This window comes from Rhizobium sp. N324 (genome assembly GCF_001664485.1).
Lineage (GTDB): Bacteria > Pseudomonadota > Alphaproteobacteria > Rhizobiales > Rhizobiaceae > Rhizobium.
In genome coordinates this window covers 998358-1020201 of record NZ_CP013630.1, presented here as the reverse complement: position 1 = coordinate 1020201, position 21844 = coordinate 998358, and the positions used below count along the sequence as shown (strand labels likewise).

The following is a 21844-nucleotide window of genomic DNA, read 5'->3' as shown; positions in this document are numbered from 1 at the left end:
GGTGGGGGAACGCATGCGGAAAATAGCCACGTGCGTGGTGGTTTTGTTGGAATTGCCGCTGCCTGCCTCATTCCCACGCAGAACCGCTCACCCATTTTGCTGAATTTCCGCCGGACCTCTCGCCTCTTGCCGCTCGTTATCCCCACACTCCGTCATACTCGGGCTTGACCCGAGTACCCATGCCGCACGCGCTTCGCGTGACTTGGCTCCGGCTGGCGCCCAAAACAACACGACCGCCGGAGAACCGGCGGCCGTGTTGTTGGCAATACGAATGTCTGTCGTCCCCGCGCCGTTTAAGCGGCGCGACGACCCTGATGCATGGCCGGGGCGGCGCTTTCGCCGCTGACGCGGAAGCCGCGGATCAGGTCGATCAGCTCGTCGGTGTCACTGGCGAGCGTTTCCGCCGATGCCGTGGTCTCTTCGGCCATGGCGGCGTTCTGCTGGGTGGCGGCGTCGAGCTGGTTCATCGACGATGAAATCGAGCGCAGCGTCGTGTCCTGTTCGGAGGCGCTGTGGGCGATCTTGGCGACGATTTCGTTGGCAGCCTTGATCTGATCGGAGATGCGCTTCAGCGCCTCGCCGGCTTCGCCGACCAGGCGGACGCCATGGTCGACCTGGCTGGAGGAGCGGGCGATCTGGTCCTTGATCTCCTTGGCGGCAGCGGCCGAGCGCTGGGCAAGCTCGCGCACCTCCTGGGCGACGACGGCAAACCCCTTGCCGGATTCGCCGGCCCGGGCCGCCTCGACGCCGGCATTCAGCGCCAGCAGGTTGGTCTGGAAGGCGATCTCGTCGATGACGCCGATGATCTTGGTGATCTCCGACGACGACTTCTCGATGCCGCTCATCGCCTCGATCGCCTGGCCGACGATCGCATCGCTGTGGGTGGCTTCGGTGCTGACGGAGTGGACGCGCTTGCTCGCCTCATGGGCGCCATCTGCCGTCTGGCGGACGGCGACGGTGAGTTCGTCGAGTGCGGCGGAAGTTTCCTCGAGGCTGGCGGCCTGGCGCTCGGTGCGCTGCGACAGTTCGTTAGAGGCGCGGCGGATCTCTTCCTTGCTGGTGCCGATATCGGTGCCCTTGGCGCTGACCTTGGCCATGGCGGCTTCAAGATGCGACAGCGCATCGTTGAAGTTGTCGCGAAGGGCGGCGTATTTCTGGCCGAGATCGGCGCAGCGCACGGTGAGATCGCCGCGGGCGATCATCTCCAGCGCCTGGCCGATCGTCGCCACCACACGGGCCTGCAGCACTGTCTCGTCCTGCTGCTGGCGCTGATTGTTTTCGCGCTCGTTTTCCAACGCCAGTTGCTGTGCTGCCTCGCGATCCGACATCTGATGGCGTTCGCGGATCTTTTCCTGCAGCGCCAGCGTGGCTTTCGCCATCATGCCGACCTCGTTGTTCATTCCCGTATGCGGGATGGCTATAGAAACGTCCTCTTCAGAGACAGCCTTCAAGGCGGCGTGAACATTGTTGAGAGGTCCCGATATGCCACGGATGACGAGGTAGGCGGCCGCCATGGCAAGGAAGAACAGAACGATGCTGCCGGAGAGCGCGGTCAGGATCGTGCTGTCGATCTGCGCATCGAGATCATCCATGTAGACGCCGGTGACGACGACGACTTTCCATGGCTCGAAGGCCTGTCCATAGGCCGTCTTGCGGTAATCGCCGGCCGGTTGGCCCGGTTTGCTGGTGGAATAAAATTCGACGAGACCGCCGCCCTGCTGGCCGAGCTTGACCAGTTCCTCGCGGTAAAGCTTGCCCTTGCTGTCCGCCTGGCCCTTGAGGTTCTGCCCGACTTTCGCGGCGTCGTAGTGGAACATCATCTGGACGTCGTAGCTATAACCGAAGAAATAGCCGTCCGGATCGTATTTCATGCCGTTGACGGTGGCATAGGCCTGCTTCTGGGCATTCTCGAGCGTCATTTCGCCCGCGGCGACCTTGGCCTGGTAAAGCTTGAGAACGGAGACTGCCGACTGAACCTCGGCGCGGAGCATGTCATACCGCTCCTTGTAGATCGCATCGACCGAAGAGCGGATCTGCAGCGACGTGGCGACCGCAAAGGCGATCATCAGGCCGACGACCAGCAATATGAGCTGCTTCGATATTTTCAGATTTTTCATGACGCCTCGCAACGGGACCGGTGGGTGCATTCCGGTGCGGTCTCCTACCGCCTGTGCGAGCGCGCCGAAAAAGAAGACGCGTCTACCGCTGCTAAAAACAACATGCTGCGACCGGGTAAGTAACCATTAATGCTCACCCCATAAGAAATCTTTAATTTAGCTGTTCTCGATAGGGTTTTCCCTAAAAATCCACGGGTGAAATTGCATTCGATTTACCTGCCGTCAAAACGTGAATGCACCCTCGCTGCTCATCGAGGGTGCATTCGGTCCACCGGTGGTGGAACCCCAAACGATCGAAACCTTGATCAGGCGGGGCAGGGAACTTTGTCTTCAAGCCGGACGCAAAACGGGAATTACTTCAGAAACGCAGCTTGAATTCCGAAACGTTCAGGGCTGCCGGTTGTTCCGCCATGCCGGCCACAACAGGCTTGGCATCGCCGCCGATGACGGCCGCGGTGGTCGCGCTCATATCGATGCCATCGGCGGAGGGGGCCGAAGGCGCGGCGGCGATCATCGCTTCCGGGGTCGCCTTGCTGACGAAGACGACGGGCGAGCCGCCCATCCAGCCCTCGGTGCGATAAATCTTCTTTTCGCCACCGACATCACGGACTTCACTCGCCTGGAGGACGCCGGGCTTCAGTTCCGGCACCGTATAGTCCCTCTTGACGAGTTCGGCCTGCAGCGGCGGGCAAGCGCCGCAGCTCTCGGTGACGATGCTGCCCTCGGCCGGGCGCGGCGCAGCCTTGCCGATCACCTCGATCGAGGATGCCATTGCCGAACCTGCCATCAGCAGGATTGCCGCACCGAGGAAAATCTGACGCATCAACGCACCTCCGTCTCACTATAGGAGCGGTATAGCGCAGCTTTGTTTCCATCCCGTCAGGGGAAAAGGTAAAAATTTAAGGAACGCGGCGGTTTATACTCTACAGCGCCGCGCGTCTTTTCAGACGCGCAAAGGACGCTGTAGCACTCTGAATGCTGCATAAATTTTGTCCTGAAATCGATTCCGATTTAAGGAATTATGCAGTGCCCACGGCGGTTTCGCGCTCGATCGCCCGCCAGCCGATGTCGCGCCTGGAGAAGCCGTTTTCCCACCTCACCCTATCGAGCAGCGCGTAGGCGCGGTCCTTGGCCTCGGCGACCGTGCCGCCTGACGCGGTGACGTTCAGCACGCGGCCGCCGGTCGCCACCAATGCGCCGTCCTTCAGACCCGTGCCGGCATGAAACACCTTCTCGCCCTCGCCTGCTTCCGGCAGGGAAAGGATCGGCGTGTTTTTTTCATAGGCGGCGGGATAGCCCTTCGAGGCCATGACCACGGTCAGGGCCGGATCGTCGCTCCACTCGGCGCTCACCTGGTCGAGCGTGCCGTTGGCCGTGGCGAGCAGCAGCGGCAGCAGATCGCTCTTCAGCCGCATCATCATCACCTGGCATTCGGGATCGCCGAAGCGGACATTGTATTCGATGAGTTCCGGACCCTTGCTGGTGATCATCAGCCCGGCGAAAAACACGCCGGAGAAGGCATGACCGCTCTCGGCCATGCCGCGGATCGTCGGCTCGATGATCTCCTTCATGGTGCGCTCGACCATTTCGGCGGTCATGACAGGCGCCGGCGAATAGGCGCCCATGCCGCCGGTATTGACACCGGTATCGCCCTCACCCACCCGCTTGTGATCCTGGGCGGTGGCAAGCGGCAGCGCGTGTTTGCCGTCGCAGAGGCAGAAGAAACTCGCTTCCTCGCCGTCGAGATAGGCTTCGACGACGACTTCGGCGCCAGCGGCGCCAAAGGCGCCCTCGAAGCAGTCGTCGACGGCGGCCAAGGCTTCATCCAGCGTCATCGCCACCGTCACGCCCTTGCCGGCGGCAAGGCCGTCGGCCTTGACGACGATCGGCACGCCCTGATCGCGAATATAGGCCTTGGCCTTCGGTGCGTTGTTGAAGCGCTGATAGGCGCCTGTGGGAATGCCGTAGCGGGCGCAGATATCCTTGGTGAAGCCCTTGGAGCCCTCGAGCTGGGCGGCAGCGGCCGAGGGTCCGAAGACCGTCAGGCCATCGGCGCGCAAGCGGTCGGCAAGGCCGGCGACCAGCGGCGCTTCCGGGCCGACGACGACGAAATCGATCGCCTTGTCCTTGCAGAAAGCGGCGACCGCTTCATGATCCTCAGTATTGATGGGCACGAGGACGGCGTGTTCGCCAATGCCGGGATTGCCGGGTGCGGCATAGAATTCGCTCAGCAACGGCGATTGCGCCAGCTTCCAGGCGAGCGCATGCTCGCGTCCGCCCGATCCGATCAACAGAACCTTCATGCGCCACCCTTTCCTTTTGCCTCTGGCGGTTAAGGGCCAAGGGCCGAAAGGTCAAGCGGGAAAGCTTACCAGCCCCCGCCTCCACCGCCGCCGCCACCGCCGCCGGACGAGCCGCCGCCGGAAAACCCGGAGGACGAGCTCGACGGCGGCGGCGAAGGGATCGTCGAAGCGATGGTCGAGGCCATCGACGAGGAGAAGCCGCCGACGCGGTCGGAAAAACTGCCGCTGTTGAAATCGCCGGAATACCAGGCCGGCGTATAGGCTGCGGCCGCACCGGCGGCAGCTGCGGCAAGCCAGGTTTCGAACGTGCGCGACCAGGGTTTTTCGACGCCGAGCGCCACCGCATAGGGCAGCAGCGTCTCGAAATGCTGCGGCGACATCTCAGGTGCACCAGCCGTGTTCATCCGGTCTTTCTCGGCCAGTGTCAGATATTGGCGCAGGCCGTCTATACCGTCCATCATCCTGGCGCCGAGCGGGGTCGGCGCGCCCATGATGAAGAAATAGAGGATGTTGAGCAGCACGATGCCGCCGACGGCAAACAGCATCGGCGTTTCGTGCAGCTCCACCAGCGACGAGGCAAGCGCCAGGACGACAACCGCAAGAATGCTGATGCCGACGAAAACGCCGACCGCCGTGGCGATGATGGCGATGATCTTGCCGAACAGTGAGCTGCCGCGATGCATCGACCGCATAAAACCCGCAACGAAGACGGCAACGAAAACCGAAATGGCGGTCGGGATCAGCATCAGCGCGATCGTCTCCGGTTCCAGCGACCCGAAGACGAAGAGCGCCAACAAGGCGGCGGCGCTGAGCGCGATGCCGCCGCTGGTGTAGCCGATGTTGGAATTGTAGTACTTGCCGCGGTGCTCCTTCTCGATCGCCGAGCGGAAGGCCTGGCCGACCGCTTTGACGCGCTCGCCATTGGCCTTGTCGATCGTCAGCGTCCTGCCTGCGCCGCCGACAGCTTTCAGGAGCTCGGTCTCGCCCGCCTGGGATTTTTTCTTGCCGAGCGCTTTGCCGGTGCCCTGGATGACGATCGAATTCTTCAGGTCTTCAAGCTTGACGTAGCCGCGGACCGCAAGATTGAGCGCGGTTGAAGCAAGCGCCGTCCAGCCTCCGCCGGAGAAGCCTTTATTGTCGATGTAGTTGACCAGCGCCGGCGAGATGCCGTCAGGCGCGTCCCAGCGCGGCACGACGACGCCGCGGGCGGGATCGCGGCCGACCTTCAGCCAGGACCAGGTATAATAGGCGAAAACCAGGATCAGACCGCCGAAGCCGATGAAATAATTGCGGTTGTCCTTTAGCCACCAGGTGCTTTCCATATCGGCGCTCGGCGGATCGATCGACCCCTTCGGCATGCGGATCGCAAAGGTCAGGCCCTCGCCGGCGGCAAGCGGCGCGGTGGTGGCAAAGACCAGGCCGGCGCCGGTTTCATCGACGCGGGCGTTCTTTCCCGTCGCCCCCTGGCGGCCGGTGAAAAAAGCTGTCTCGGTGGCAGTGACACCGGGCGGTAGCTGCACCGTTGCCGTGGCCGAGCGGATCGGGAAGATCCAGCCGTTGCCGGTGAGGTTCCAGTAAAGTTCGTCATGATCGTCGAAATAGCGGATCTGACGATTGGTCTTGTAGGTGAAGACATAGCGGTGGCGGCCCGGCATCACCGTCACCTCGGCGGAGCCGGCATAGATGCGGATGCCGCCCGAAATCGATTCCGTGTGCCATGGCTCGTCTGCGCCGTCGCGGGTGACCGCCACCATGTCGAAGTCGACGCTGCGGCGATGGCCACCGGCATCGGTGAAATAGAGCGGGAAATCCCGGAAGATGCCGTGATTGATCCGATTGCCCTCGGCATTGACGGTGATCGTTTCCGTCACCGTCATCGCGCCGCTCTTTTCCAGCGTGATGGCGGAGGCGAAGCTGTCGATCACCTCGGCGGCAAAGGCCGCCGGAGCGGCGAGCATCAGCAGCAGTGCAAAACAAAACCCGAAAAACCGACGACCCATCCCTGTCTCCCCGCCGGCAGCCTCGGCTGCTTCTAGTCAATCCTTGTCCCGATAGGTCACGCCGAGGGCGGCGAGCGTCCGCCAATAGGCGGGGAAGGTCTTGCCGACACAATCGGGATCGAGAATGGTAATGCCGTCGATCTTCAGCCCGGCGAGCGCGAAGCTCATGGCGATGCGGTGATCAGCGAAGCTGTCGATCTCGGCCGGCAGACGTTTTCCCGCAAGGGCCGGATCGGACCTTACGATCAGATCGTCCCCCTCTTCGCGGGCAAGGCCGGGAAGGATGCGGTTGAGACCGGAGGAAAGCGCCCGGATGCGGTCGCATTCCTTGACGCGCAAGTTGGCGATACCGACGAAGCGGACCGGCGTCTCGTTGAAGGCGGCGAGCACGGCCAGCGTCGGAACCGCATCCTGCATCTGCGAACCGTCGATTTCGGCGGGCAGCTGCGGAAAACGGGCGATCATGTCGTAGGCGCGGGCATCCGGCTGCGAAAAGGCGTCGGCGGGAACACCGAGATCGATCGCGCCGCCGGTCAGCATTTCGGCGGCCCAGAGATAGGTCGCAGCCGAAGCATCGGGCTCAACGATGAAGTCGGCGGCGCTGTAGCCGGTCGGCTCGACGCGCCAGGTGACGGGGCTGGTCTTTTCGACCTTGGCGCCGAAGGCCTTCATCGCCGCCGTGGTCAGATCGATGTAACCGAGCGCGCCGATATCCTCGCCCACGAGTTCGATATCGACCGGCCGGTCGCCGCCGGCCGCCATCATCAGCAGCGCCGAGACATACTGGCTGGAGAGGCGGCCATCGATGCGGATGCGGTCGGCCTGGAAGCGGCCGGTGCCTTTGACGGTGACCGGCGGGCAGCCGGTTTCCGATGTCGCGTCGATGCCGAGCGTGCGCATCGCCTCGACCAGCGGGCCGATCGGGCGCTTGCGCATATGTTCGTCGCCATCGATGATCACCGTGCCATCGACCAAGGCGGCGGCCGCCGCCAGAAAGCGCGTCGCCGTGCCGGCGTTGCCGAGGAAGAGCGGCGCCTTCGGCGGCTGGAGCTTGCCGCTGCCGGTGACGACAAAGGTGGTGTCGTCGGGTTCGTCGATCGAAACGCCCATGGCGCGCAACGCATCGGCCATATAGCGCGTATCGTCGCTCTTCAGCGCGCCGGTCAGCCGGCTCGTGCCCCTGGCGAGGCCGGCGAGCAGCAGCGCCCGATTGGTGATCGACTTGGAGCCCGGCGGCATGGCGCGGCCCGAAAGCGGCCCGCCCGGCGGGATGATCGTGAGTTTGGCTGTGGGTGTCATGTTGCTTCTTCCATGGAGCGACCATTGCCGGCCGCAATCTGCCCTTGCTCTTAATCGCTTTCTTGCAAAGGCAAAATGCCGGATCGTCAGAATTTGACGCTGGGCACTGCGCGATCGGCCTCGTTGGTGATTTCGAAATAGTCCCGCTTGGCAAAACCGAACTGGCCGGCGACGAGATTGGAGGGGAAGCTTTCGACCTTGACGTTGAGGTCGCGGGCCGCACCATTGTAATAACGCCGCGCCATCTGCAACTCGCCTTCCATGGTTTCGAGCGAGGCCTGCAGCTCGGCAAAATTCTGGTTGGCCTTGAGATCCGGATAGGCCTCGGCCAGCGCGATGACACGGCCGAGCGCCTGGCCGAGCAGCCCTTCCGCCTGCGCCCTGCCGGCGACATCACCTGCTGGCACGGCCTGCGCCTTGTTGCGGAGCGCAACCACCTCCTCGAGCGTCGACTTTTCATGGGCGGCATAACCCTTGACGGTCTCGATCAGGTTCGGGATCAGATCGGCGCGGCGCTTGAGCTGCACGTCGATGCCCGACCAGGCTTCTTCAGCCATCTGCCGGGAACGAACCAGGCCGTTGTAGATGAAGACGACGTAGAGCGCGATGACGACGATAATTGCGAGTATCACATACATGCAGGCGGGCTCCCCGATTTGATGAACGCAGGTTAGTGATTCGGCATGGGAAAGTCATCTTGGCGTTTTCACCGCCGCTCTAAGAACTGCTCCGCCAATCCGGAGCATAGGCATCTATCTTTTCGCTTTCTCGCCAAAGGTTGAATCGTTCCGTCCAGCGTTGTTCCAGATCAAGTGCAATGGCGAATGGCAAATGGTGCTCGTAGCATTCGACCGACATTGCCGGGCCGTTTATCTCGCCGCGAAAATAACGATCCAAATCGAGGATTTTATTGCGGATCTGCCGCTGCTTCGACGTTGGCATGCGCAGCATCGCCAAGACGGCGATAATGCCGGCAATGTGCAGCAAGATCGCTACCAGATATGGCCACTGCTCGCTGATCACCTCAGTCGTGCCGATATAGACAAGTGCAACAATCGCCATCGCCGGAAGCGTCACAAACAAACTGATCGCCTGCTTGAACTGCTCGGAGGTGCCGGTGGCCACGGGAAACCGCTCTGGATGGCGGAGCATTGCCGCAACTGAAAAAAGAATGAACAATATCCCGCAGATGGCGGTGGAATAGATAAATAGGCCCGAAAAATAGGCGACGGCGCCGCAAAGAGCCAGAACAACCGCCGAAGTGGTCAGCACTGCTCGATCTACGCCACCTCTGACTTTCCGATATTCCTCGGCGACTGTCCGGTGCAGGTCACGTTCGAAACCATACAGGGCATATGCGACCTTGCGCCGACCATCGACTGGACGCTCTCCTTCAATTCGACCAAATACCGAACGCGTCACAGCCGGAAGACCATACCATCTGGCGCGCGCCACTTTGCCCTTCTTGCGCACTTGCCTTGCAGACAAATCCGTCGCTTCAGCATTCTCACCAAGGCTGGAAATGCGAAGCATTCTTTTCATTGCGAGATGACAGACAGACGCCATGAAGGCTGCCTTTGCAGCACCCGGCTTCCAGTTCCAAAACACATAGGCAGCTAAAGCAGGCGATATGCTCTCCGTCTCCTTGCTGTCGGCAGCAATTGAAGATGCAGGCAATCGCCAGCCCCACCATCGAATGAGGACAAACCAACCGGCGATGAGCAGTCCAAGAATGCTCAGGAATGGGAGAAAGTGATCGGTGAGCCACCACTGCACCCGCCTGCCGCTCGTGACGATCACAAAGGTCCCTGCTGGATATTCGATCTCGATATCCGGCAGGACTCGAACCTCTTTACCTGCTGGGATAGACACCAAGAGCTCATTCGATGCGCTCCGCATGATGTCATAGGCCACCGCCCGATTCTGTTGCGCGGGCCGTAACGTTCCGCCCGGCGGCAGCCTCAAGGTAAGCGTTTTTTTCGCTCCCTGGCCGTGCACGCGGCCCATATAGGCCGGCAGGAAGAGAATCTCGCGGTCGCCTTCCTGACGAACGAGGCGTCCGAGCCAATAAGCGATCTGGATCTTTGTAAGGCCGGTGGGCAGATCTGCAGAGCAACTTTTGCAGTGCTCCGCTCCGATATAAATCGAGTGGCCCGGCACATTATTTTCCCGGGAATAGTATTCGTCTTGTCCGTCACGCCGGGCTGCGGCCAGTTTGAAATCTCGCCAGTGAGCACCACCTGACGCATCGGTGAAACGTTGAGGGATGTCAACGTAAACGCCGCCGTAATTTGCCGCCCTCTTGACCAGGATGTCGAAACTTTCGGACACGAAGGCGGTGCCGTCGGTGGAGACTTCGATCGTGGTGTTTGCCGACTGGACGGCGAACTCATTGTCAAAATCGCTGCACGAGGTCAGCAGGACAAGAACTGCGCATGGTGTCAGCCATGATAACAGCCGCGGCACACGGGCTGCGCAGTTTTCAAACGCGATTTTAAAATAAAGAATACCGCTCTTCAAAAGACAGACCGAATCTATACCTGATCGAAACAGCGATAAGATAGTAGTCGAGCGGTTCGCGTAAAAGAAGCGCAGTCGCGGAAGCGGTGATTTTTTCGAGGTGCTTTTACGCCGACTCTTTCGAGAAACTGACGCGGCCGGCGTCGGTGAGCATCCCGGCTGTCGTCAAACACCGATCTGCGCGAGAATCCGGGCCGCTGTCTCTTCCGGCGAGAGCTTCGTCGTATCAATTTCGACGGTGTGTTCAGCCAGTCCGCGCAACAGTTTATAGGTAGCCCGGAGCTGTTGCAGCCTCGCCGGATCCGTCAGCTTGAGCGCCTCCGATCGGCCCGGCGAAACGAGACGCCTGGCATTCTCCTCCGGCGCGCAATCAAGGAGAACCGCGACCAGATCCGCGCCTCTGGCGGCCGCCAGATCGGGATACCAGGAGAACATCGCACGATCATGCTCGTCATCCGCAAGAGCATCGGTAAAGACGAAGCTTTCGGCCGGATCGGCGCGCGCGGCATGGTCGAAAACCGCTCGCCGAACCTGCTCACGCAGCGATGCATGCAGAGGGTTGCTGCGGCCGAAAAGCGCTTCGGCCGGATTGAGCAGCATGTGATTGTCGACAAGGCGGGCGCCGAGGCTTTTCGCCAGCAAGCGGCCGACAGTCAGCTTCCCGGTGCCTGGCCAGCCGTTGATATGGACGATACGGCTGGCAGGCTTTTGCGTCACGCCGCCTCTTTCGACAGATTGGCGCCGCCGGCGTCGGTGAGCAGGAAGGCTTCGCCGCAGGCCTTGGCGAGGGTGCGCACGCGCAGGATATAGCTCTGCCGCTCGGTGACCGAGATGACGCCGCGGGCATCGAGCAGGTTAAAGACGTGGCTGGCCTTGATGCACTGGTCATAGGCCGGGAAAACACATTTGTGCAGGCGCTGGTTGGCGTTGTCGCCGGGAGCGCCGGCATCGAGCAGCGCCCGGCATTCCTTCTCGGCATCCACGAAGTGGCGATGCAGCATCTCGGTATTGGCGAATTCGAAATTGTGGCGCGAATATTCCTGCTCGGCCTGCAGGAAGACGTCGCCATAGCTGATCTTCTCGTCGCCCTCGCGGCCGTTGAAGTTCAGGTCGTAGACATTGTCGACGCCCTGGACATACATGGCAAGACGCTCGAGACCGTAGGTCAGTTCGCCGGCGACCGGCGCGCATTCGATGCCGCAGACCTGCTGAAAATAGGTGAACTGCGAGACTTCCATGCCGTCGCACCAGCATTCCCAGCCAAGGCCCCAGGCGCCGAGCGTCGGGCTTTCCCAGTCGTCCTCGACGAAACGGATGTCGTGCAGCAGCGGGTCGAGGCCGATTGCCGCGAGCGAGCCGAGATAAAGCTCCTGCAGGTTCGGCGGGTTCGGCTTCAGGATGACCTGGTACTGATAATAATGCTGCAGCCGGTTCGGGTTTTCGCCATAGCGGCCGTCGGACGGGCGCCGCGACGGCTGCACATAGGCGGCCTTCCACGGCTTCGGCCCGAGGGCGCGCAGCGTGGTGGCCGGGTGGAAGGTGCCGGCACCGACCTCCATGTCGTAGGGCTGCAGCACCGCGCAACCCTTGTCCGCCCAGTAACTATGCAGGGTCAGGATCAGCGCCTGGAACGAGCGCTTCGGGTTCATATGGTCTGGGATGGCTGACATGAAACGGCACCGATTGCATGGGGATTATCGGCGCGACAGGTGCCATGGAGGGCGGCGGGGGTCAAGGGTTTTGCGGCGATCGCAAGATCTAAGACCCCTCCCCAACCCCTCCCCACAAGGGGGAGGGACTAACCCGGAGCGCCCCCCTCGCTCCTCCCGAAACGTCGAATATCTGAAACGCGGGTGCGGCAAGTTAAGCCCCTCCCCTTGTGGGGAGGGGTTGGGGAGGGGTCTGGGATGCGGATGGGGCAGAGCCGTGGCCACGCCCTTAATTTTATTCGTCATCCCGCTTCAACCGGTATTCCCCGGTCACGGGATCCTTGACCAGCGTACCGATCGCGCCGGTCTGGCGTTCCTTTTCGGCGCGGCGGGATTTTTCGGCGAGCTTGCGGGCATCGGAGACGAAGCGGCGGTAGAGCCACCAGGCCGAGAAGACCAGCACCAGGATGGTGATAAGCTGCGCCATGTCCCTCTTCCGCCTTCCTCAAAGCCCGAAACGGCTCCACAATGCTCTTTCTTCGGCCGCTTCGACAAGCCCTGTCGCAAGGCCGGATGCCGCCGCTTCGAACGAAACCGGCGACACACCCGGAATTCGGCGGCCGAACAGGCCGCGGCCGGCGGTGACGAGCTCCAGCCTGGTCTTCTGGCCATAGCGCCGCTTCAACTCCTGGCGCATGTCGCCGAGACCGTCGACGAGGCCGAGTTCGAGGCCGCGGGTGCCGCTCCAGAACAGGCCCGAGAAGACCGCGGCATCGTCCCTCAGCTTGCCGGCGCGGCGCTCGCGCACCATCGAGATGAAGACCTGATGGATTTCGAGCTGCAGGCTCTTCAGATATTCGATGTCCTTTTCCTTTTCCGGCTGGAACGGATCGAGGATCACCTTGTTTTCGCCGGCGGTATAGACGCGGCGCTCGACACCGATCTTCTTCAGGAGTTCGGGAAAACCGAAACCGCCGGAGACGACGCCGATCGAGCCGACGATCGAGGTGGCGTCGGCAATGATCTCGTCGCCGGCGAGCGCAATCATATAACCGCCGGAGGCAGCCACATCCTCGACGAAGACCAGCACTTTCTTCTGCTTCTCGCGGGCGAGCTCGCGAATGCGGGTGAAGATCAGCCGGGACTGGACGGGCGAGCCGCCCGGTGAATTGATCGAGATGGCGACGGCCGGCGCATCCTTCATGGCGAAGGCCTTTTCCAGAACCGGGGCGACATTGGCGAGATTGAGGGCCGGCCGAAACGGGCCGCCGCCGCTGACGATCGCCCCTTGCAGCCGGACGACCGGAATGGTGATGCCGTCCTTGCGGAACCGTTTCGGCAGCAGCTTTCTCAACAATCCGGCCATTTCAATCCTTCGCTTCGGGTCTTCCCGATCGTCAATCCGCGATCGGCATCCATGTATGCGCTGGAACGACAAACGCAATGGCCGCGTTCTCGAAAACATTAGGCCTTAAAACATCGGATGGATTTTGTTATTGCGAATGACTTGCATTATCATTCTAATCCGGCATAGTGCAGTTGAGATAAACAGGTGGAAATCGCATGGACGCCCTGAACCCGAATGCCACAAGCGGCTGGCGGCACGAACGCGGCGAGGCGTCGCTATCGGACGTCTACCGCACCGTCGGAACCGGACGTCACAGCTCCAGATGGCGGCGGGCGGCTGCGTTTGCCGGGCCGGGCTATATGGTCGCCGTCGGCTATATGGACCCCGGCAATTGGGCGACCTCGCTCGCCGGCGGCTCGAAATTCGGCTATGCGCTGCTCACCGTGGCGCTGCTTTCCAACCTGATGGCAATCGTGCTGCAATCCCTCTGCGCCCGGCTGGCGATCGCCTCGGGCCGCGACCTCGCGCAGGCCTGCCGCGACGCCTTTCCGAAATGGGTTTCGGTGCCGCTCTGGGCCTTTGCCGAAATCGCCATCATCGCCACCGATATCGCCGAGGTGATCGGAACGGCGATCGGCCTCAACCTCTTGATGGGCATCCCGCTCGAACTCGGTGTGTTGATCACCGCGCTCGATGTCTTCGTCATTCTCTTCCTGCAGAAGCTCGGCTTCCGCTGGGTCGAGGCCTTCATTATCGCGCTGCTCGGCGTCATCGCCGTCTGCTTCGGCGTGCAGATCCTGCTTGCCGACCCGCAATGGGGCGCCGTCGTCACCGGCTTCTTCCCGACGACCGAGATCGTCACCAATCCGGAGATGCTCTATCTGGCGCTCGGCATTCTCGGCGCGACCGTCATGCCGCACAATCTCTACCTTCACTCCGGCATCGTCCAGACGCGGGCCTATGGCCACACCGTTCCCGAAAAGAAGGAGGCGCTGACCTATGCGACGATCGACTCGACGGTGGCACTCTGCTTCGCGCTGCTGATCAACGCCTCGATCCTGATCCTGGCGGCAGCCGCCTTCAATGCGCACGGGAAGACCGATGTCGTCGAACTCGGCGACGCCTATTCGCTGCTGTCGCCGCTGCTCGGTCTCGCCATCGCGCCGACGCTGTTCGGCATCGCGCTTCTCTGCTGCGGCCTCAACTCGACGGTGACGGCGACGCTGGCCGGCCAGATCGTCATGGAAGGCTTCCTGAAGATCCGGCTGAAGCCGTGGATGCGCCGACTGATCACCCGCGCCATCGCCATCGTGCCGGCGGCGATCGTCACCATCTGGTATGGCGACAAGGGCACGGCCGAGCTTTTGATCCTCACCCAGGTGGTGCTCAGCCTGCAGCTTTCCTTCGCCGTCTTCCCGCTTGTGATGTTCACCGCCAGCAAGGCCAAGATGGGCGAACTCGTGGCACCCCGCTGGCTGAGCGGCATCGCCTATCTGATCGCGGTCGTCATTGCCGGGCTGAACGTCAAGCTGCTCTTCGACTTCGTCACCGGCTAGAACAGGATGATTTTAGGCCCGGCGGCCTAAAATCTGAATCCTGTTCTCAATTAAAGAGTTAGAGCATGATGTCGTCCGAAAACCGCTCACACTTTTCGGCATCATGCTCTAGCTGCTGACAATCGAAGCCTGGCATAGGCCGCCCGGCCATTGTTGAAATCATCGACGAGAGGGGAGAACTTGTGGCTGCCCTCTTCATGCATGATGAGGGCCGCGCGTATCGACAGCCGCGCCCGCGAGCCCTTGATACCCGTCACCAGGATACGCACGGCGCTTTCACCGGGGCGCGGATGGATGGCGGTGATTTCGATGCCGCCGAAGCGCCGGCCGCAGGCAATAACGATCTCGGCGATCGATTCGGGTCTGGCGATCAGCGACAATTGCCCGCCGGGGATCATGATCGCGCCCGCCGTGCGGATCCAGCTTTCAAACAGACCGTCAGTCATCGCATGGGCCTCGGCCTTCAGCGCATCGGGCGTGCGCCGGTCGCCGGCGTCGTTGAAGGGCGGGTTCATGATGACGTGGTGGAAACTCTCATCGATGAGGCCGGCATCGTTGCGTGCCTTGGCGGTCAGCGTCACATCGGCCTCGACGACACTGAGGCGGGCGGCAAGATGGGCATTTTCCGGCAGGAGAATGCTGCGGCGGGCATAATCGGCCATTTCGGCCGACCGCTCGAACAGCACCACCTCAGCATCGGCAAGCCGCGAGGCGACGGCCAGACCGGCCGCACCGGCACCGGCGCCGAGATCGGCGACCCTGACGGCGCGATCATCGGCGACGAGAGCGGCCAGCAGCATCGCATCCATGCCGGCGCGATGGCCCCTGCCCTTCGGCTGCACCAGGTGGAAGGCGCCGCGATGAAAGGCATCGATGGTTTGGCCAGGCTCGCCGGTCATCCCCGCTCACGTCCTGTCGCGCAATTCGCCGCCGAGTCCGGCGTCGATCAGGATGCGGCGGGCCTGATCGGCCATCTCCTCATCCACCAGCAGGCGGCGCGGCAGCATGCCGAGCGAACCTTCCAGCACGCTCATGCCCTGATCGGCGATGAAGCAGTGAATTCCGGCATCCTTCATCAAGCTCTCGGCAAAGGACAGCAGAACGGGGTCGTTGGCGCGGATAAGTTCATGCATTTGCCGTCGTTTTCCTTCCAATTTCGCCCTGCGCGACAATTCACCCCTTGCCGCGTCCATCGCCCCTTTCTATTGTCAGATGCAAAGAATGAACAGGAGTCCGGGTCGTTGGGCGTGGTCATACCGCTTGAAGAAAGCAAAAACAAACTGGCATCCATCAAGCCATTGGTCGATCTCACCAGGGCGGATATGGAGCGGGTGAACCAGCTCATTCTGTCCAAGGCCGGCTCCGACGTGCAGATGATCCCCGAAGTGGCGAACCATCTGATCTCCTCAGGCGGCAAACGGCTGCGGCCGATGCTGACGCTGGCGGCCGCCTCGCTGTTCGACTATCGCGGCGAAAACCACATCAAGCTCGCCACCTCGGTCGAGTTCATGCACACCGCAACGCTGCTGCATGACGACGTCGTCGACGAAAGCGACCTGCGCCGCGGCAAATCGACGGCGCGGATGATCTGGGGCAACCAGGCAAGCGTGCTGGTCGGCGACTTCCTGCTCGGACAGGCTTTCCGCATGATGGTCGATGTCGGCTCGCTCGATGCGCTCGACGTCCTGTCTTCCGCCGCCTGCATCATCGCCGAAGGCGAAGTGCTGCAGCTTTCCGTCGCCAAGAACATGGAGACGACCGAGGACGATTATCTCTCCGTCATCCGCGCCAAGACGGCGGCACTGTTTGCCGCCGCCGCGGAAGTCGGGCCGATCGTCGCCGAAGCCGGCAAATCCGGCCGCAACGCGCTGAAATCCTACGGCATGAATCTGGGGCTCGCCTTCCAGCTGGTCGACGACGCGCTCGACTACGGCGGCAAGGCCGCCGATCTCGGCAAGAATGTCGGCGACGATTTCCGCGAAGGCAAGATCACCCTGCCCGTCATCCTCGCCTATCGCCGCGGTACCGAGGACGAGCGCGCCTTCTGGCGCGATGCGATCGAAGCCGGCAACAGCACCGACGCCAACCTCGAAAAAGCGCTGGGGCTGATCACCAAATACGGCACGCTTGCCGACACGATCGGCCGGGCGATCCATTACGGCACGATCGCAAGGGACGCGCTTGCGCCTCTTCCCGATACGGTATGGAAATCCTCCCTGATGGAAGTGATCGACTTCTGTATCGAGCGCGTCAATTGATCAAACGTCCTTGATCGCAGTCTGAATTTCTTGCGGCGGCGCTTCAAAAAAGCCATCCTGTTGTGAATCAGTGAGCACAACTGATTTTTGCGACCGGCACCATTGTCGGGACGCTGTCGAAGAAAGGTTTCCTAATGCGGCAGAGATTTGCCATCCGTCTTCTTACGAGCGCAGCGCTTGCCGCTGTCCTTTCGCTCAGCGGTGTCGGCGGCGTGAATGCCGAGGATGCGGCCAAGCCGGGCGATGCGGAGAAGACCGATAGCTTCAATGCCGATAGCGTTACCACCTTCTCCGGCGCCTTCCTTGCGGCGCGCACCGCCGATGTCGATCACGACTATGAAACGGCGATCGAACTCTATGAGAAGGCGCTGCAGATCGAGCCCGGCAATCCCGAGATCCGCCAGCGGCTGATGATCTCGCTGCTGCTCAACGGCGACATCAAGGAAGGTGTCAAATATGCCAACGACCTGAAGGGCGATCCTTCCGTCGAGCGCATCACCACGATCGTGCGCGGAATGGATGCCATGCGCCGCGACGACTACAAGAGCGCCGAGGCCATCCTGAAATATAAGGGGCCGAACGATCTCGACCGGATGATGAACGACCTGCTGCTCGCCTGGGCCCGGGTCGGCGCCGGCCGCGGCAAGGAGGCGCTTGCCATGGTCGAGAAGATGAAGGGGCCGGACTGGGTCCGCATCTTCCAGAATTACAATGCCGGCGCCATCGCCATCGCCACCGGCGACGTGAAATCCGCCCGAAAGCATCTGAACGATGCCGTGCTCGACAAGGAAGGCGGGGCGACGGCGCCCGACACCTTCATGCGCGCGGTGATGGCGCTTGCCCGCCTCGAAGCGGCACAAGGCAACAAGCAGAAGGCGCTCGACGCCGTTTCCGTCGGCGACAATCTGCTGCCGAACTATGCGCCGCTGAACGCGCTGCGCGACAGTATCGAAAAGGATGAGAAACAGGAGCAGCAGGTCAAGACGGCCGAAGAAGGCGCTGCCGGCGTGCTGTTTTCGGTCGGCGGCGCGCTGAACCGCGACGGCGCCGAGGACATCGTTTCGCTTTACCTGCAGACCGCCAATGCGCTCGACCCGAACAGCGCCGATACGCTGGTGCTGCTCGGCGGCATCGCCGAGAAGCAGAACCAGATGGACCGCGCCATCGCGCTCTACAAGAAGGTGCCGGAGAATTCGCCGATGCGGCGCATCTCCGAGCTGCAGCTCGGCCTCGCCCTTGCCCAGGGCGGCAAGGTGGACGAGGCACGCAAACACCTGCAGGCGCTGATCGCCTCCGACCCGAAGGATATCCGCAGCTACCTCGCCTATGGCAGCGTGCTCTCCGACGCCAAGGACTACGAGGCGATGGCTGCCAATTACGACAAGGCGGTCGAAGCGATCGGTCCCATTGCCGGCCGTGCCAACTGGAGCGTCTTCTTCCAACGGGGCATTGCCTATGAGCGGCTGAAGAAGTGGGACCAGGCGGAGCCGAATTTCCGCAAGGCGCTGGAACTCAATCCCGACCAGCCGCAGGTGCTGAACTATCTCGGCTATTCCTGGATCGACATGAACCGCAACCTCGACGAAGGCCTCGCCATGATCAAGAAGGCCGTCGACCTTCGCCCCGACGATGGCTACATCATCGATTCGCTCGGCTGGGCCTATTTCCGCCTCAACCGTTTCGACGACGCCGTCGACGAGCTGGAGCGGGCGGCCCAGATCAAGGCCGGCGACGCGACGATCAACGACCATCTCGGCGACGCCTATTGGCGCGTCGGCCGCAAGCTCGAGGCCGTCTATCAGTGGAACCGGGCGCTCGCCTCCGAGCCCGAAGCCGCCGAGATCCCGAAGATCAAGGACAAGGTCGCCAACGGCTTGCCCGCCGTCAGCGATGATGCCAAGGCGGCCGACAAGAAGCAGCCGGACCCCGCCCCCGTCACCCCGCCGCCGGTCGACAAGAAATCCTGACCGGGGGACGCTTGCCTGAAGAGGGCCTGGCCGAGGGTGAATTAAAGAAATAGAGCATGATGTCATCCGAAAACCGCTCACACTTTTCGGCATCATGCTTCGGCGTCATGGAAGCGGCGCGCGCGAAGATCAACCTCGCTTTGCATGTGACGGGCCAGCGGGCAGATGGCTATCATCTGCTCGATATGCTGGTGACCTTCGCCGATTGCGGCGACCGGCTGGGTTTCCTGCCGTCACAGGCCGACGCCTTCACCCTGTCGGGCCGTTTCGGCGAGATGCTTGCCGGCGATGGCGGCACCAATCTGGTGCTGCGGGCACGCGATCTCCTGCGCGAGGCGGTCGGCGCCCTCGCCTTCCCCGTCCATATCCACCTGGAAAAGAACCTGCCTGTTGCCGCCGGCATCGGCGGCGGCTCGGCCGATGCGGCCGCGGCGCTGCGCGGGCTGATGCGGCTCTGGGGCATGAGCCTGCCACCGGAGGCGCTCGCCGGCATCGCGCTGAAGCTCGGCGCCGATGTGCCGATGTGTCTTGAGAGCCGGCCGCTGATTGCCCGCGGCATCGGCGAAGAGATCGCAGCCGTGCCTGATCTGCCGGCCTTTGCCATGGTACTCGCCAATCCGTTGAAAGGGGTGTCGACACCGGAGGTTTTCCGCCGGCTGGCGGCAAAGAACAATCCGGCTCTGAGCCTCGCTCCGGCTCTTGCCGGGAGTGCCGACTGGCTTGACGTGATAGCTGCTGCCCGCAACGACCTGGAGCCGCCGGCGCGCGAGCTGATGCCGGAGATTGCGGTCATCTCGGCGATGCTGCGGGCGCGCGGCGCTTTGCTCACCCGCATGTCCGGCTCCGGCGCCACCTGTTTCGGCATATTTGCGAGCATGGCGGAAGCGCAAGATGCGGCGGCAGCTCTTCACGACGAGCGACCCGACTGGTATTTCCAGGCGACGGAAACCGTTTCGGGAGGCAAGTGATGGCAGGACTGGACGAAAAGCGGCCCTTCATCGCCGTCGGCATTGCGATCCTCACCGTCTCGGATACGCGCACGCCGGAGACGGACAAGTCAGGCGACACACTGGCGGAGCGGATCGTGGAAGCAGGCCACCGGCTGATCGACCGCGCGATCGAGCCGGACGACCGCGAAAAAATCGCCTCACGGGTGAAGGCCTGGACCGAGCGGGATGAGATCGACGTCGTCATCACCACGGGCGGCACCGGCTTTACCGGCCGCGATGTGACGCCGGAGGCGCTGGAGCCTTTGTTCGAAAAGCGCATGGACGGCTTTTCCGCCGTCTTCCACCGTATTTCCTATGAGAAGATCGGCACGGCGACGATCCAGTCTCGCGCCACGGCCGGCGTCGCCAACGCCACCTTCATCTTTGCGCTGCCGGGCTCGCCCGGCGCCTGCCGGGATGCCTGGGACGGCATTCTGAAAGGGCAGCTCGACTACCGCAGCGTTCCCTGCAATTTCGTCGAGATCATGCCGCGCCTGGACGAGCACCTGAAGCGCGGCGCGACAAAATAGGCGGCCTAACCCGGCCCGCTAGGTGGCAAGGCCCGGCAGAGCCGGCATCGTTTCCCAGCTGTCACCCGACAGCAGGATGCAGCTGATGCCGTGGACATCCGTGACGACGAGTGTCCAGGTTCCGCTTTCGGCGGCATAGACCTCGAGAACGGCGTTCTGGTTGACCAGTCCGACCGCTGTCAGCTTTTCAGCGAAGTTCTTGTCGAGGAAATTGACGACATCGGATCGGCCTGCGCAACTGAGCATCGTCTGCGATGCTGCCGAATGCGGATGCGCGATCACCAATGTCGGCAATATGACGGCGACGAGGCCGTAAACCATATTGCGTACCATGACGCACCTCCTTTCGCCGGGAACCCGGCAGAAGAGGAGATTGTCGCCGACCTATTCTGCCGTCCACCGGCATTCCATGGCCATCCGTTGCGAAGCGCGGCGCTTCGACGGCGCCATGGGCGAATTATAGCGCGAAATCCTATTGGGCGCCATCTTTGTGCGATGGAGACCGGCGACTCACATCTTCGAGAAAACCCCTCCCCAACCCCTCCCCACAAGGGGGAGGGACTAAGCTGTGGTGTCCGGCAGCGATCAAAAGGCGAGGTCTGCTGGGCTGCTGCCGTTCGACAGACGGTTACGGGAAGCGGTGCGGCAGGTTAGCCCCTCCCCTTGTGGGGAGGGGTTTTTGGGCGGTGGAAACCGGCCAGCCGTGGGATGACCGAGATCTTACCGCGCCGCGCGCGCCACCCAGGACGGAATCAGTTCGCTGGCGAGCTTGCGCGGCTTCTGGCCCTTGGCGAATTCGGCAAGGGCCATGCCGCTTTGGGCGGCGGCGAGCGCCTGGTTCTTCGGCATCAGCAAACCGAGTTCCAGCGGCGGCGTCGCCCGGCCGACGCGCTGGAAAAACGGGCGCCGATAGCCGCGCGAGGCGGTGAAGCGCGCCGGCAGCTTGTTGAGCGCCATATATTCGGCGATCTCGTCGATCCAGCCGGCCTGGGGCCGGGCGCCCGGCTCGATGAAGAGCAGCCATTCGCCGCGGGCGGAGCGGAGGATGTCCTTGATATCCCATTGTAAAAGAAACCGGCAGCCGGCGGCGTCGGCGACCCGCGAGGTGCCGTCGCGCGATCCATGATCGAGCACGATCACATCGCTGACGAGCCCCTCCACGGCACCTGCCACCAATACCGATAGAGTCTGGGCCAGCTCAGATTCCTGATCCCGGCATTCGAGAACAACCGTCAACATTGGTCATTCATAATGCGCCGCACAAATTTTTGCCAGCGGCGTTTTCCGTATTTTGTTCTTGCATTGTTC

General features: G+C 62.3%; 20 protein-coding genes. 5 read left to right on the top strand and 15 right to left on the bottom strand.

The window, feature by feature from the left end:
- Positions 1 to 293: 293 nt before the first annotated feature.
- From AMK05_RS04850 to AMK05_RS04800, 11 genes are all read right to left on the bottom strand, one after another.
- Entirely contained in the window at positions 294 to 2117 is a 1824-nt protein-coding gene (locus AMK05_RS04850) for a methyl-accepting chemotaxis protein (protein ID WP_064837033.1), read from the bottom strand.
- Between the two features lie 358 nt (positions 2118 to 2475).
- Positions 2476 to 2940, bottom strand: coding sequence for a plant virulence effector HPE1-like domain-containing protein (locus AMK05_RS04845; protein WP_064837031.1), 465 nt, complete (start codon positions 2938 to 2940; stop codon positions 2476 to 2478).
- 196 nt (positions 2941 to 3136) lie between these two features.
- A complete protein-coding gene (purD, locus tag AMK05_RS04840) occupies positions 3137 to 4420 on the bottom strand; it encodes a phosphoribosylamine--glycine ligase (protein WP_064837029.1) in 1284 nt (427 codons plus the stop codon).
- Between the two features lie 65 nt (positions 4421 to 4485).
- Positions 4486 to 6420: a DUF2207 domain-containing protein gene (locus tag AMK05_RS04835; RefSeq protein WP_064837027.1), complete on the bottom strand. Its 1935-nt coding sequence runs from the start codon at positions 6418 to 6420 to the stop codon at positions 4486 to 4488.
- Between the two features lie 36 nt (positions 6421 to 6456).
- Positions 6457 to 7719 carry a 3-phosphoshikimate 1-carboxyvinyltransferase gene (gene aroA, locus AMK05_RS04830; protein ID WP_064837025.1) on the bottom strand — a complete coding sequence of 421 codons (1263 nt, stop codon included), beginning with the start codon at positions 7717 to 7719 and terminating at the stop codon, positions 6457 to 6459.
- Between the two features lie 86 nt (positions 7720 to 7805).
- The gene (locus AMK05_RS04825; RefSeq protein WP_064837023.1) at positions 7806 to 8357 is read right to left on the bottom strand and encodes a LemA family protein; all 552 of its coding nucleotides are present in this window, start codon (positions 8355 to 8357) and stop codon (positions 7806 to 7808) included.
- Positions 8358 to 8436: 79 nt separating this feature from the next.
- Positions 8437 to 10239: a DUF2207 family protein gene (locus AMK05_RS04820; RefSeq protein WP_442966253.1), complete on the bottom strand. Its 1803-nt coding sequence runs from the start codon at positions 10237 to 10239 to the stop codon at positions 8437 to 8439.
- Positions 10240 to 10404: 165 nt separating this feature from the next.
- A complete protein-coding gene (locus tag AMK05_RS04815) occupies positions 10405 to 10956 on the bottom strand; it encodes an AAA family ATPase (protein ID WP_064837019.1) in 552 nt (183 codons plus the stop codon).
- Positions 10953 to 11909, bottom strand: coding sequence for a glycine--tRNA ligase subunit alpha (locus tag AMK05_RS04810; RefSeq protein ID WP_082935620.1), 957 nt, complete (start codon positions 11907 to 11909; stop codon positions 10953 to 10955). The genes AMK05_RS04815 and AMK05_RS04810 overlap by 4 nt, the downstream gene beginning before the upstream one ends.
- Positions 11910 to 12183: 274 nt before the next feature.
- Positions 12184 to 12375, bottom strand: a complete 192-nt coding sequence (locus AMK05_RS04805; RefSeq protein WP_064837015.1) for a hypothetical protein — start codon at positions 12373 to 12375, stop codon at positions 12184 to 12186.
- 18 nt (positions 12376 to 12393) lie between these two features.
- On the bottom strand, positions 12394 to 13254 hold the full coding sequence (locus tag AMK05_RS04800) for a S49 family peptidase (protein WP_064837013.1): 861 nt from the start codon (positions 13252 to 13254) through the stop codon (positions 12394 to 12396).
- A gap of 197 nt (positions 13255 to 13451) precedes the next feature.
- Between AMK05_RS04800 and AMK05_RS04795 the strand changes: the two genes are divergently transcribed.
- Positions 13452 to 14792, top strand: a complete 1341-nt coding sequence (locus AMK05_RS04795; RefSeq protein WP_064837011.1) for an Nramp family divalent metal transporter — start codon at positions 13452 to 13454, stop codon at positions 14790 to 14792.
- Positions 14793 to 14893: 101 nt separating this feature from the next.
- On the opposite strand, the gene AMK05_RS04790 is transcribed toward AMK05_RS04795, so the two are convergent.
- Positions 14894 to 15691 carry a tRNA1(Val) (adenine(37)-N6)-methyltransferase gene (locus tag AMK05_RS04790; RefSeq protein WP_064837009.1) on the bottom strand — a complete coding sequence of 266 codons (798 nt, stop codon included), beginning with the start codon at positions 15689 to 15691 and terminating at the stop codon, positions 14894 to 14896.
- Positions 15692 to 15697: 6 nt separating this feature from the next.
- On the bottom strand, positions 15698 to 15925 hold the full coding sequence (locus tag AMK05_RS04785; RefSeq protein WP_003569978.1) for a putative signal transducing protein: 228 nt from the start codon (positions 15923 to 15925) through the stop codon (positions 15698 to 15700).
- A 108-nt stretch (positions 15926 to 16033) separates the two neighbouring features.
- Between AMK05_RS04785 and AMK05_RS04780 the strand changes: the two genes are divergently transcribed.
- The 4 genes from AMK05_RS04780 to moaB all read left to right on the top strand — a co-directional run bounded on the left by AMK05_RS04780 (position 16034) and on the right by moaB (position 20536).
- Complete coding sequence (locus tag AMK05_RS04780) at positions 16034 to 17050, top strand: polyprenyl synthetase family protein (RefSeq protein WP_064837007.1); 1017 nt, start codon at positions 16034 to 16036, stop codon at positions 17048 to 17050.
- A 134-nt stretch (positions 17051 to 17184) separates the two neighbouring features.
- On the top strand, positions 17185 to 19017 hold the full coding sequence (locus tag AMK05_RS04775; protein WP_064837005.1) for a tetratricopeptide repeat protein: 1833 nt from the start codon (positions 17185 to 17187) through the stop codon (positions 19015 to 19017).
- A gap of 56 nt (positions 19018 to 19073) precedes the next feature.
- Positions 19074 to 19985: a 4-(cytidine 5'-diphospho)-2-C-methyl-D-erythritol kinase gene (locus tag AMK05_RS04770; protein WP_064837003.1), complete on the top strand. Its 912-nt coding sequence runs from the start codon at positions 19074 to 19076 to the stop codon at positions 19983 to 19985.
- Positions 19985 to 20536, top strand: coding sequence for a molybdenum cofactor biosynthesis protein B (moaB, locus tag AMK05_RS04765; RefSeq protein ID WP_064837001.1), 552 nt, complete (start codon positions 19985 to 19987; stop codon positions 20534 to 20536). The genes AMK05_RS04770 and moaB overlap by 1 nt, the downstream gene beginning before the upstream one ends.
- An 18-nt stretch (positions 20537 to 20554) precedes the next feature.
- Here the strand turns inward: moaB and AMK05_RS04760 are convergent, their stop codons facing one another.
- Positions 20555 to 20869: a hypothetical protein gene (locus AMK05_RS04760; protein WP_064836999.1), complete on the bottom strand. Its 315-nt coding sequence runs from the start codon at positions 20867 to 20869 to the stop codon at positions 20555 to 20557.
- Positions 20870 to 21256: 387 nt separating this feature from the next.
- On the bottom strand, positions 21257 to 21775 hold the full coding sequence (locus tag AMK05_RS04755; protein ID WP_064836997.1) for a hypothetical protein: 519 nt from the start codon (positions 21773 to 21775) through the stop codon (positions 21257 to 21259).
- Positions 21776 to 21844 lie beyond the last annotated feature (69 nt).